Origin of the sequence: Rhodopirellula maiorica SM1, assembly GCF_000346295.1 — a bacterium.
GTDB classification, from domain to species: domain Bacteria; phylum Planctomycetota; class Planctomycetia; order Pirellulales; family Pirellulaceae; genus Novipirellula; species Novipirellula maiorica.
In genome coordinates this window covers 1-11,932 of the sequence record NZ_ANOG01000912.1, presented here as the reverse complement: position 1 = coordinate 11,932, position 11,932 = coordinate 1, and the positions used below count along the sequence as shown (strand labels likewise).

Genomic DNA, 11,932 nt, shown 5'->3' with positions numbered 1-11,932 from the left:
GCAACATGTTGACCTCATGACGTTTTCAAACGCATTGATCGATACGCTTCTTTGGACGATGGCAATTTCGATTGCGGTCCCTTTGATCGTTTTCGGCAGTGAGTGTTTGTTGGCGATGTTGCGAAAGGACAAAAAACGTCCTCTTGAACGCGTTGCGTCCGATACCGAAGCGATCGATCCGAAGTCACGTGCGGCGGTGGATGTGATCATTCCTGCCCACAACGAACAACTAGGACTCGTTCGAACACTTGATTCAGTAACAGCGGCACTGCGACCGGGTGACCATCTCTATTTAGTTGCGGATAATTGCAGCGACAACACCGCCGAGATTGCGCATCAGTTTGCGGCGAATCTCGCATCGCGGAGCATGACGGTGCTGGAGCGATTGGATTCGCAAAACCGAGGGAAAGATTACGCGCTTCGTTTCGCCTTTGATGCTCTTGATTTATTGACTCCGCCGGAATCCATTGCGAGCCCCAAGTCGACAAGCCTGCCCAAGTCGATAAGCCCGCCCGAGTCGACAAGCCTGCCCAAGTCGACAAGCCCGCCCGAGTCGACACCCCAGTCAGATCGCGTGGTGGTGATTGTCGATGCGGACTGCAAGGTTTGGCCCGATACGATCGACCGATTAGCCATCCAGGTGACGCAGACACAGAGGCCGGCTCAAGCGTGCTACTTGATGCAGCAACCCGAATCCATTCCGATCACGCCGCCGGGTGCGTTGTCCGAATTTGCTTTTACGGTCAAGAATTTTGTTCGTCCCTTAGGTTTGACACGGATCGGCGGCGGATGCACCTTGTTTGGTTCGGGGATGGCATTTCCACGACATGCTCTAAAACAACTCAGTGCTCCCGGCGGCCATCTTGTCGAAGACATGCGTTGGACATTTGACATGATCTTGGCGGGATATCCGGTCCAGTATTGTCCGGACGCAAAGTGTTTAGCGACCTTTCCCACACACGTCACCGCCGCCGACACGCAGCGTCGTCGCTGGGAACACGGTCATTTGCAATTGATCGGCAGCCAGGTTCCGAGGCTGATCCGAGGTTGGACACGTAATCCGACCCGTTACTGTTTGTTGGCCGCGCTGGATTTGGTGGTTTTGCCGTTGTCATTATTGATGATCGCGGCTGCGATCATCGGAACGCTGTTGGCAATCGCTGCGTGGTTGGGTTATGCGATAGGGCCGTTGGTGACATGGTTGATTGCGATGAGTATCGCGAGCGTCGGACTCGGTTTGGCGTGGGCACGTTTTTGTCCTCGCCGAGCAACGATGGGAATGATTTTTGCTATCCCGTTTTACGCCATTCGCAAATTGCCGCTCTATACAAGTTTTATCTTTCACCCCGAACGCGTATGGATTCGCACCGATCGAAATTAGAGAAACAGAATTAGTGAAGTGATGAAGTGACCCGAATTAGCAGATCGGCCAGTCGATAGAGCAGCTGGCGTGGATCGAAAAATATCAAACAAGCTACCAGTCTAACAGCACGATGAATTGATGTATTTAATCCTCACTTGCCAACCGTACCATCTGCACGGTGATCAGGTTTTCTTGACATCCGATAGAGCACGTCAACTTCGGTTGCTGCGAAATTCGTTAGATGGAAAGTTTGGTCAACTTACCTTGCTCGCCCCTTCGGTCGCAGCCGAATCCGAGGCAGCTTTGCACACCGATTGCGAGGCTGGACGATTGCAATCGTTTGATCCCGCACGCGAAGAAATTTGTGTCGAACCCGTGTCGCAACATAGATGGATCGATCGCCCCAACCTCTTCCGCGAAATCGCTAAGGCCAACCGACCGGCGACATGGAAAAAAATTTTACAATCGTTCACTCAGCCGGCATGCGTTTTACAACCCGAAATCCTTGGCCCCGATGATGCGGTGATCGCTGAGGGAATCTTTCAATCCTCGGACGTTTCGCACCCGATCGTGCTGGTCCACTCAGACCCGTCCAACGACGACCACCCATCGATCTCACGGACCATGTCGATGCGAGATCGATTGTCCAATCGCCGCTGTCGCCGACGTTGCGAGCGTTTGGTCAAACGATCGGAATTAAGTCTATTTAGCAGCGAAATTTCGTTGCGTCAGTACTCAAAATTCGCACGTAACTCACAACTTTTCTGCGAGCCATCGATTTCCAATGATGACGTCATTTCCGAAGCGGATCTACTCGAACGGTTTCGCAGCGACGCGGCTTTGCAACCATTGCGTTTGGTCTCGTACGCTCCGCTTGAAAGCAAGTACGGTGTCAATCTCAGCATCGCGATCATCCGCTACGCTCGCCAATTCGGAGCCAACGTACACTTGGACATTTTTGGCCAAGGATTTCAGCGATCTGAATTACAGTATCAGATTGCCAAACTTGGGCTGAGCCGCGAAGTCCGTTTTCAACAAACAGATTCCGGCAGCACAGCAGCGCTGCAACAGCAGCGGCAATATGATGCGATGTTGTTGACACCTGCGATCGATTGCGACATGCATCGTTTTTTGTCATGTTACTGCTCAGGGCTGCCAATGTTGGGATTTGATCACCCTGGTTTTGTCAAACAATTAGCCAGCGATAATGCGGGGCTGATTTTGCCTCGACACGATCTGGAAAAATCAGGGCAGCGAATCGCGGAGCTGGAACTTCACCGCGGCCAACTTTTTGAAATGGCGCTAAACGCGCGTCGGGCCGCTTGCAGACATTCGCGAGAAAGCTGGTATGCCAAGCGAGCTGAATGGACCCTCAATGCAATCCCGCGATTCCCACGTTCTTCGGCACCGGACGCCCCGTCGCCCACCAACAAGCCTACGAAAAAAGATCCTGCATTAAGCGGACAGCCAACGTGAGACGCAAAGATGCAATACGGTACATTGCAACGTGTTCCCGACATCGAATCGCCTGCCAACCATGAACATCGTTGCCATTATCGTCAACTACCGCACAGCGTCGTTAACCGTCGACTGTCTGGAATCGCTTGAACCGGTCGCGAGTCAGCATCCTGATTTCTCAGTGGAATTGATCGACGGTGGCTCGGCGGACGAATCCGCAGCGATACTCGCCGCGACGATACAACAGCGTGATTGGCAGTCGTGGGTTCGTTTGACGGCATTAGATGAGAACAGGGGATTTGCTGCGGCGAACAACATCGGCATCACCGCAGCGGTGGGGCGGGACGACCGGGCCGAAGTGATCTGGTTACTCAATCCCGATACGGTGGTGCTGCCCGGTGCGATGGAACCGCTGTTGCAGACGCTGCGGACCAATCCGTCGGCGGGGATTGTCGGCAGCCGACTGCAATATCCCGATGGCGAGGCCCAAACCTCGGCATGTCGCTTTCCCACGATCCGCAGCGAGTTTGTGGATGCGATGCGATTGGGCCCTCTGACGCGGCTGCTCGAGCGTCACAATGTTGCCCCCGATCCGCCTGACGATTCATGCCAGGTGGACTGGGTTGCGGGTGCCAGCTTTATGTTCCGCAGCGAGTTGATCGACAAGATCGGCATGTTTGATGACCGCTATTTCATGTACTACGAAGAAGTCGATTTTTGTTATCGCGCAAAACAAGCCGGTTATGAAACATGGTACCAACCCGCCAGCCGCGTGATCCATTTGGTGGGGCAATCCTCGGGCGTCACCGGCGCGCAAGCCGTGTTGAAACAGCGGCCTGAATATTGGTTTGATTCGAGACGCCGTTATTTCATTTCAAAACATGGAGTGCTGCGAACCGCGATGGCGGACGCTGCCTGGTTGATTGGACGAGCCATTTGGATTGCCCGCGCGATTGTCCAACGAAAACCGGCAACCGATCCTCCGAAACTTTGGCGAGATTTTTTGCTAAACAGTGTCTTCGTTCGAGGAATCATCCGATGAGCGATTCCCATTCGCAGACCCGACAAGCAACGCCTGTGGCCTATTTGGTCAACCAATACCCTGCAATCAGCACCACGTTTATTCGGCGCGAGATTCACGCACTCGAGCGACTCGGACACAGCGTGATTCGTTACGGCATCCGCCGACCCTGGGTACAAGTCGTGGACCCCGAGGACAAGCGAGAGGAAGCTCGGACGCGTTACGTGTTGGATCTGCCGATCTACGCTTTGTTGGGATCCGTCGTCGCGACCGCCGTGTCACATCCGATCCGCTTTTTCGCGGCGATTCGCTTAGCGATGTCGTTTTACTGGAGTGCAGGATCTCTATTTCGCCACCTCGTCTATCTGGCCGAAGCCACCGTCATCAAACGATGGAGTGATCGCGACAAGATCGCTCATCTACACGCCCACTTTGGCACCAACTCGACCACAGTGGCAACGCTTTGTCGTCACCTAGGCGGTCCCAAATTTAGTTTTACGGTGCACGGCCCCGAGGAATTTGATCGACCGGTCCAACTAGGACTTGGAAAGAAGATTGCGTCGTGTGAGTTTGTGGTCGGGGTCAGTCGGTTTGGTTGCAGCCAACTGTATCGCTGGGCTGATTTTGCAGATTGGTCCAAAATCCATAGGGTGCGATGTGGATTGGACGAATCCTATTTCGATGTCGCTTGGACACCGCCGCCGTCATCGCCTCGCTTCCTGGCCATCGGACGGCTGAACGAGCAGAAAGGCATGCCGCTGCTGATCCAAGCCGCGGCAAAACTCGCTCGCGATGCCGTTTCGTTTGAATTGACGATTGTCGGTGATGGCCCGCTGCGAAGCACGTTGGAGAAAATGATCCAGGAACATCAACTGCAATCATGTGTCGTGCTGGCGGGTTGGAAGACAGGCTCTGAAATCCAGACGATGATCCAGCAGAGCCGCGTCCTTGTCATGCCTAGTTTTGCCGAAGGGCTGCCGGTCGCTTGTATGGAATCCCTAGCACTCGGTCGGCCTGTGATTGCAACCGCGGTAGCCGGAATCCCGGAACTTGTCCGCAGCGGTGTCACGGGTTGGTTGATCCCCGCCGGATCCGTCACTGCGCTGTGCCGCGGCATGACCCAGGCGATGGAGGTTTCCGACGAAGAAATCATACGACGCGGAAAGAACGGCGCGGCGCGAGTCCGTCAATGTCACGATGTCCGCCGCGAAGCAAAAAAATTGTCCAACCGGATACTCGGGTTGCCGGCTTCGGATAAACGAATCCCGTCCGTCGACAAATCGCACCATGATCCTCGACCGAAGGTTTTCCCCGACGAGACCACGCCCCCGGCGTTTGTTTCGACCAAGTCAACTTGAAAAAATCCTTGCTTGGCCAGTGTCGATCAAACACACTGATAGGCTGCCGATTCGCTGACTCTTCGACATCTTTTGACCCTGTGACATGCTGAGACTTGCGATGATGACACCGACCATGACCCACCAATCGCTGATTTTCACAACAGGGCTGCCATCGGTTGAGGGAACGGATGTCTATGGACATTGCAAGCGCATCATGGACATTGTCATTTCGGCCGTGGCGATCCTGGTCTGCATGCCGTTGATCGCATTGGTCGCTATCGCGATTAAATGCGAGGACGGTGGCAAGATTTTCTACTGGTCGCCGCGTGTCGGACGCGGAGGCCGCCGGTTTCAATGTCTAAAATTTCGTTCGATGGTGGTCGATGCCGAAAAGCAAAAGGAGGCAATGCGGTTACTGAACCAACACGCCGACGACCGCACGTTCAAATTGCGTCACGACCCTCGCATCACAAAGGTAGGACGTTGGATCCGCCGCTACAGCGTTGATGAATTGCCTCAGTTTTACAATGTATTGTGCGGCGACATGAGCGTGGTGGGCCCGTCGTCCGGCACTGCTCGAAGAGGTGCTTCGTTACAACGTCCAAGACTACAACCGCTTTGACGTGCTGCCCGGTTTGACCTGCATCTGGCAAGTATCCGGACGCGGTGACATCCCTTTTGACGAGCAAATCATTATGGATTTGGAATACATTCAGCAACGCGGTTTTCTGACCGACGTGAAGTTAATCGTCAAAACCATCCCCGTTGTCTTGAGCGGCAAAGGTGCTTATTGAGCACGTTGTCCTCTGCTATATCCCATCCCACACAAGGTTCACTCGGTTGTTTTCTGACATCGGTGTCGTCGCGATTGGACGAAACGAAGGTTCTCGGCTCGAAGCATGTCTGCGATCGGCACTGCGGGATTCGCCGCACGTCGTCTATGTCGACTCGGGCTCGGACGACAACAGCGTCGAGGTAGCAGGCCAGCTTGGCGCTGATGTGGTGCACTTGGATACGACTCGGCCATTTTCGGCGGCTCGTGGACGCAATGCAGGATTCCAGCGTTTGATCGAAAACGTTCCCAATTTGAAGTTTGTCCAATTCGTCGATGGAGACTGCGAGATCGCTGTGGGCTGGATCGAAGCAGGGCGTCGCGCGTTCGCAGCGCATCCTGATCTCGCTGCGGTATGCGGACGTCGCCGTGAACGTTACCCCGACGCCAGCGTGTTCAACCTGCTGTGCGATATCGAGTGGAACACGCCGATCGGAGAAACGCGAGCATGTGGCGGGGACGCAATCGTCCGCTGCGATGTCTTGCAATCGGTCGGTGGTTACAACGAACGTGTGATCGCCGCCGAAGACGACGAGGTCTGTGTGCGAATTCGCCAACAAGGCTGGAAGCTACGACGCATCGACTGCGAAATGACACTGCATGATGCTGATATGCACCGTTTGTCCCAGTGGTGGCGTCGTTGCGTCCGCTGCGGTCATGGTTTTGCGCAAGGATTTGCGATGCATGGTCGTCCTCCGGAACGCCATTTTGCCAAACCGTTTCGAAGCGTCTTGTTCTGGGGAGGCGTGCTGCCGTTGATCGCCATCCTGTTGATTTGGCCCACCCGATTCATGAGCCTCGGCGTACTGATGTTGGCCTATGCAGTGCTGTGGGCCAAGGTGACGCGGACCTATCGTCGCCGAGGATTGCCGACCTCATCGTCAATGATCTATGCGGCCAGTTGTGTCGGCGGCAAAATCCCGGAATTCATTGGCGCGTGCAAATATGGATGGAGACGGCTCACCCGATCGACGACCCAAATTATCGAATATAAATAAGGGACGCCACGTGAATCGGCTTAAGGAATCGAATTGAGGAATCACCTTGCCGGTTACCCTCGCGTGGCTCCCCCATCGGCCACACGTCTGTTGGCCGATCCCCTGTTTACTGCCTAACATGTTGCCCAAAGAATCGACCCAACCTTGATGAGCTCAACTCACTCTCTCGATCCGAATGTTCGCCTCGCGGCTCCATTGAAAGTGGGGTTGGTCGGCGCTGGATACATCACCCAGTGGCATGCGGCGGCAATCAACCAGCATCCCGATGCAGAGCTTGTTGCGATCGCTGACGTGAACGTGTCAGCGGCGAAGCAGGCTGCTGAGACATTTGGCATCGCCAATCATTTTGCTTCGGTCGAAGCGATGCTTAATTTTGGTGGCTTGGACGTCGTCCACGTGCTTGTTCCACCCGACGCCCACGCTGCCGTAACGAGTCAATGCATCGCAGCCAAAGTAAACGTGTTTCTAGAAAAACCGATGGCCACGTCGTCGCTCGAGTGCGACGAACTGCTTGCCATGGCAGACCGTCATGGCGTCCGGCTAGGCATCAATCACAACTTTCTATTCGCACGTGTTTACGAAGATCTGCGGCAGTGTATCGACAGTGGGAAACTGGGGCGAATCGATGCGATCGACATCGCGTGGAACAAACAACTGCCTCAATTGAACCACGGTCCCTACTCGATCTGGATGCTGCGTGACTCTACCAATTTGTTGCTGGAACTTGGGCCGCACATCGTCAGCCCCGTACTGGATTTAGCATCGTTTCCTGACCAGATCACTGGGATTGCGACGCATCCGATCGCGTTACCTTGCGGGCGATCGATGATGCGCAATTGGGCCTTTAGTATGACGACAGGCCGAATCGCAGTGCAGACGCGTCTTTCGCTCGGCAGCGGGATGACCGAGTTTACGATTCACGTTCGTGGCAGCCATGGCAGTGCGACCGCCGACATCGAAGACAACACTTTCACACTGAACCGGGCGACACGCTATTCGATGGATTTCGATCGCTACCATCGATTAAAACAAACAAGCCGCGATCTGCACCGGCAAGCAAAATCGGGACTGCACCGCTACATCGGCAGCAAGCTTGGCCTGGCGAAACATGGTAATCCCTATGGCGAGAGTATTGCCAACGCGATTACCGATTACTATCAATCGCTGTTGTCGGCAAAGGAGGTGTCGAGTCGCTTGTCGGGAGCGTTGGGCAAATCCGCGATTGAATTGTGCGAACAACTCGACCGCTCCGTGATACCTCCGCTTTGCAAAGATGATGCCGACGCCGGCCATCGTTTCGCCGCACCCACGACAAACGAGAGCGTGAATCGAACGGCGGCAACGATGAGAAACGCGGCAACCGAAAATAGTCCCATTCGCAACGGCACGGCTCAAGACAAGGCGATACATCACGCGACAACACATGACGAAAACGATCCGAACGACGATCCAAACGACGGTTCGAAATGTGACCGCAAACCTTGTTTGGTATTCGGCGGAAGCGGTTTTATTGGGCAAGCCCTGGTCGAGCGGCTTACCGAACAAGGCCGACCGGTTCGCTGTTTTGTTCGCCGCCCCGACGATGTCCCCGCCCCGCTACGACACCCTTTGGTGGAACTGGTTCGAGGCGACATGGCGAACGACGATGATGTGGCGAGGTCGCTGCAGGGAGTCGATGGCGTCTTCCACCTGGCTCGCGGAGTGGGCAAGACGTGGCAGGATTATTTGACACTCGACATCCAGCCAACTCAGCAGCTCGCCAAACAATGTTTAGCCCACCGCGTCGGCCGCTTGGTCTACACCAGTTCGATCGATGCTTATTATGCCGGCTCTCAAGCGGGCACGATCACGGAAACCACGCCGCTGGATCCGCGTATCGAAGGACGCAATTTATACGCGAAATCCAAAGCTGTCATCGAAGACGATCTCGCCCGGCTGCATCGCGATGAGGGGCTGGACGTCGTGATCACGCGACCCGGGATCGTGATCGGCAAAGGGGGATCGCCCTTTCACTGGGGCATCGGCATGTGGACCGGAGAAAGCTTTTGCCAAATTTGGGGCGATGGCAACCACAAACTGCCACTGGTCCTTGTCGACGATGTTGCCGACGGATTGATCGCGGCGATGGATCAACCGGGGATTGATGGCGAGTCCTTTAACTTCGTCGCCGACCCTGTATTAACGGCCCGGGAGTATCTGAACGAGTTGCAACGCGTTTCCAACATTTGCATCGACATCAAACCGACGCGGATCTGGCACTTCTATCTGACCGACATGGCTAAATGGATGGTCAAAACGGCGGTGCGTCATCCTGATCGCCGCAAACCGAGCTATTACGATTGGGAATCCAGAACGCAAAAGGCCACATTCGATTGCAGCCGCAGCAAACAAGTCCTCCGCTGGCAACCGCACAGTGATCGTCAATCCTTGATCCAACGTGGGATCGAAGACGCCATCGACGTATCGATGGCGTAACGCGGTCAGTGCAACTCGCTCAGTGGGACGCGTTCAGACGCCTAACGCCACAGCGGCAGAGCGGGCAGGGTGGCAACGCCCGTGCTGGCCGGAGGCAACGCTCCGCTGTAACCTTGGTTTGGCGTCGGATACAGCTCGGTGCTTCGCAATCCCGCTTGGCTTGTCGATCGCCGTGGCGGATCGCTGGTCATGCGTCCAAGCGACGAAGCGGCGATACGCGGCGGCGAATAAACCGTGGTGGCCTGAGCAATTTGAGTTGGTGGTGACGAGAAGGCTTCCACGCGAGTGTTCGAATCGAGCGGACGCAAACGCGATGCAATCGCCTGTTCGTTCGACGATGGTGGCGATTGCTGCGGTGCGACGCGGCCCACCGCTTCATAGTCAATCTTTTGCTCGCGTTCCATTCGTACTAATCGCTGAGGCACGTTGATCGTGCGTTTCTCGGCAACCCATTCAGTACGCGTGTTGGTGCGGTGCACCACTTCGTTACGACTTTCCCAACGGGTTTGCGGTACATGATGGTACGCCAATGTCGGTTGGCGGAACGGATTCCAACGCCCTTCCAAACGAGGCTGCCACTCGTACTGGATCACAGGGGTGTACACGGTTCTCGATTCCGGTTTCGTTTCGGTCACGGTCTGAGGACGGTAAACCGTCTGCTCACGCTGCTCCGTTTTTGTTTCCACCACTGGGCGTTCAATCGTTTTGGTGACCTGCCGATAAACAATGCCAGTCTGAGGATCGGTGTAGTAGCCTGGAGACGATGGTGCCGGCGACGTAGACTGAGCCTGCACGGTCGAATTTGTGGCACAACTGAAAACTGCGATCGTCGAAAATGTTGCACAAAGATGAGCAACCGGTTGGACGAACCGCGAGCAAGCTCGCGACTTCATGGCAATCCTCCACCGAATTCGGTAACTAGAAAAGAACGAAATTTCGTTAACCAACCTGAGGCAGCAAAGAGCTGATTCCGTGCATCCATGCACCAGGTCTGCTTGCCTTAGTTTCGGAAACTCAAAGCATCAATGCTGAGTCAAATCAAATGATTGATCAAAATTTACTTTCGATGCTTCGCTGTGTCCTCAGCGGCGAACCTTTACAGCCAGCGGAGCCGTCGTTTGTTGAAAAAATCAACGAATCAATCAAGCTCGGCGAACTGCGTGACCGCCAAGATCAACGGATCCACGAGGGGATCGACACTGGTCTGATCAGCAAATCAGGCGGTTTGATGTACCCCGTCCGCGACGGGATCGTGTGCATGGTCGCCGACGAAGCAATTGTTTTGCCAGCAAACAAAGAAAGCTAGCAAGGCGACCCGAATGCATCGACGGCTTGTTGATTCTCCAGAGCCGCGGCGGGTGAGTGGATCGGGCTGAGGCATGGATCGGGCTGAGGCATCATTCGGTGCCTTGACCGCCCCCGATTGCCCCATGCCGCTGGCAGCTCCCTTGCCCCAGGCGTTCGGGTTTACGAACAGTGGTCAGCTCATTTCACGAACAAAGGCCAGCTCATCGAGATCGTCTGCGAGACACCGCGGGCTCACCAATCGGGGCTGTCGTCGCCTCGTGGGTCGCTGCACCATTTTGCCAAAGCGGCGACGGTAGCATCGCGTTCGCTGGCACTGGTCCACAGCGAATCATCGACATCCAAGCGGACCTCGTAGTCGCCTTCGTGCATACAATCCGGCTCGCCACAAAAGTGTGGAATCTCACTGACCCAAACGATTCGGTAAAGCGGGACGTGTTTGTCGTCAACTTTGATAATTGGTGATTCCATCGTTCTTGAAACTTATGGCGAGGTTAAAAGGTAATCCGAGGCGGCGATCCCGGGGGTATTCGCCGCCCCGCAGCAAAAGTGAAGCAAAGATCGCCGACGTTGTAAAGCGAGCGGCGGTACGCGTGACGCTAGGATTTCTTAGTCCGCAGCGAGTTCGCGACTTCGCCGTGCCGACGCCGCCACGGCATCGATCAATGCCCCTCTAATTCCATTTTGCTCGAGGACTTGGACCGCGGCAATCGTTGTCCCCGCCGGACTGGTGACCGAATCCTTCAGTTCGCCTGGATGACGACCGGTTTCCGCGATCATCTGCGCCGTTCCCAACACCGTTTGGGCTGCCAATTTCATCGCCAACGGGCGGGGCAACCCCGCCAACACGCCGCCGTCGGCCAACGCTTCGACGATCAAGCAAATGTAGGCTGGCCCCGAGCCACTCAGCCCGGTAACGCCGTCCATTTGCGATTCGAGCACGGGGATTGCCAAACCCACGCTCGAAAACAGCGTGGTAATCCACTCGTTGTCTTGATCGGTCACGTCGCTGCCGCCACAAAAAGCGCTGACTCCTTGACCAACCAAGCAGGGAGTATTGGGCATGACTCGGACGACACGTTGGTGACCGATCCAACCGCACAGCGATTTGAGCATCACCCGGCGGCGACGGAAATCACC

Annotated in this window: 12 protein-coding genes; 9 read left to right on the top strand and 3 right to left on the bottom strand. The window is 55.3% G+C overall.

Translation table 11 applies throughout. The features are described from left to right. The 8 genes from RMSM_RS37505 to RMSM_RS37500 all read left to right on the top strand — a co-directional run. On the top strand, positions 1-1,381 hold a 1,381-nt coding region (locus RMSM_RS37505; RefSeq protein WP_236622346.1), incomplete at its 5' end, for a glycosyltransferase family 2 protein. A 120-nt stretch (positions 1,382-1,501) separates the two neighbouring features. Next, positions 1,502-2,839, top strand: a complete 1,338-nt coding sequence (locus tag RMSM_RS29005; protein WP_008705733.1) for a glycosyltransferase — start codon at positions 1,502-1,504, stop codon at positions 2,837-2,839. A 61-nt stretch (positions 2,840-2,900) separates the two neighbouring features. After that, complete coding sequence (locus RMSM_RS29000) at positions 2,901-3,863, top strand: glycosyltransferase family 2 protein (RefSeq protein WP_008705730.1); 963 nt, start codon at positions 2,901-2,903, stop codon at positions 3,861-3,863. Next, positions 3,860-5,200: a glycosyltransferase gene (locus tag RMSM_RS28995; RefSeq protein ID WP_063870277.1), complete on the top strand. Its 1,341-nt coding sequence runs from the start codon at positions 3,860-3,862 to the stop codon at positions 5,198-5,200. The genes RMSM_RS29000 and RMSM_RS28995 overlap by 4 nt, the downstream gene beginning before the upstream one ends. A gap of 100 nt (positions 5,201-5,300) precedes the next feature. After that, positions 5,301-5,804, top strand: a complete 504-nt coding sequence (locus tag RMSM_RS28990; RefSeq protein ID WP_201767093.1) for a sugar transferase — start codon at positions 5,301-5,303, stop codon at positions 5,802-5,804. Then, positions 5,767-5,976, top strand: a complete 210-nt coding sequence (locus tag RMSM_RS42160; protein ID WP_201767092.1) for a sugar transferase — start codon at positions 5,767-5,769, stop codon at positions 5,974-5,976. Before RMSM_RS28990 ends, RMSM_RS42160 begins: the two co-directional genes overlap by 38 nt. A gap of 46 nt (positions 5,977-6,022) precedes the next feature. Then, a complete protein-coding gene (locus tag RMSM_RS28985; RefSeq protein ID WP_008705718.1) occupies positions 6,023-7,012 on the top strand; it encodes a glycosyltransferase family 2 protein in 990 nt (329 codons plus the stop codon). A gap of 147 nt (positions 7,013-7,159) precedes the next feature. Then, entirely contained in the window at positions 7,160-9,487 is a 2,328-nt protein-coding gene (locus RMSM_RS37500) for an NAD-dependent epimerase/dehydratase family protein (RefSeq protein WP_008705716.1), read from the top strand. 41 nt (positions 9,488-9,528) lie between these two features. On the opposite strand, the gene RMSM_RS28975 is transcribed toward RMSM_RS37500, so the two are convergent. Further along, entirely contained in the window at positions 9,529-10,281 is a 753-nt protein-coding gene (locus tag RMSM_RS28975) for a hypothetical protein (protein WP_040769980.1), read from the bottom strand. Between the two features lie 248 nt (positions 10,282-10,529). Between RMSM_RS28975 and RMSM_RS28970 the strand changes: the two genes are divergently transcribed. Further along, positions 10,530-10,793 carry a Trm112 family protein gene (locus tag RMSM_RS28970; protein ID WP_008705713.1) on the top strand — a complete coding sequence of 88 codons (264 nt, stop codon included), beginning with the start codon at positions 10,530-10,532 and terminating at the stop codon, positions 10,791-10,793. Positions 10,794-11,026: 233 nt separating this feature from the next. Here the strand turns inward: RMSM_RS28970 and RMSM_RS28965 are convergent, their stop codons facing one another. Together RMSM_RS28965 and proC are read right to left on the bottom strand one after the other, a co-directional pair. Continuing rightward, positions 11,027-11,263 carry a hypothetical protein gene (locus RMSM_RS28965; RefSeq protein WP_040769973.1) on the bottom strand — a complete coding sequence of 79 codons (237 nt, stop codon included), beginning with the start codon at positions 11,261-11,263 and terminating at the stop codon, positions 11,027-11,029. Between the two features lie 138 nt (positions 11,264-11,401). Next, on the bottom strand, positions 11,402-11,932 hold a 531-nt coding region (proC, locus tag RMSM_RS28960), incomplete at its 5' end, for a pyrroline-5-carboxylate reductase (RefSeq protein WP_063870276.1).

Bases quoted from the DNA above. Each gene is read 5' to 3' on its own strand.
- RMSM_RS28965 (WP_040769973.1), bottom strand. From the start codon at position 11,263: ATGGAATCACCAATTATCAAAGTTGACGACAAACACGTCCCGCTTTAC.
- RMSM_RS28990 (WP_201767093.1), top strand. From the start codon at position 5,301: ATGATGACACCGACCATGACCCACCAATCGCTGATTTTCACAACAGGG.
- RMSM_RS29005 (WP_008705733.1), top strand. From the start codon at position 1,502: ATGTATTTAATCCTCACTTGCCAACCGTACCATCTGCACGGTGATCAG.
- RMSM_RS37500 (WP_008705716.1), top strand. From the start codon at position 7,160: ATGAGCTCAACTCACTCTCTCGATCCGAATGTTCGCCTCGCGGCTCCA.
- RMSM_RS28995 (WP_063870277.1), top strand. From the start codon at position 3,860: ATGAGCGATTCCCATTCGCAGACCCGACAAGCAACGCCTGTGGCCTAT.
- RMSM_RS29000 (WP_008705730.1), top strand. From the start codon at position 2,901: ATGAACATCGTTGCCATTATCGTCAACTACCGCACAGCGTCGTTAACC.
- RMSM_RS28970 (WP_008705713.1), top strand. From the start codon at position 10,530: ATGATTGATCAAAATTTACTTTCGATGCTTCGCTGTGTCCTCAGCGGC.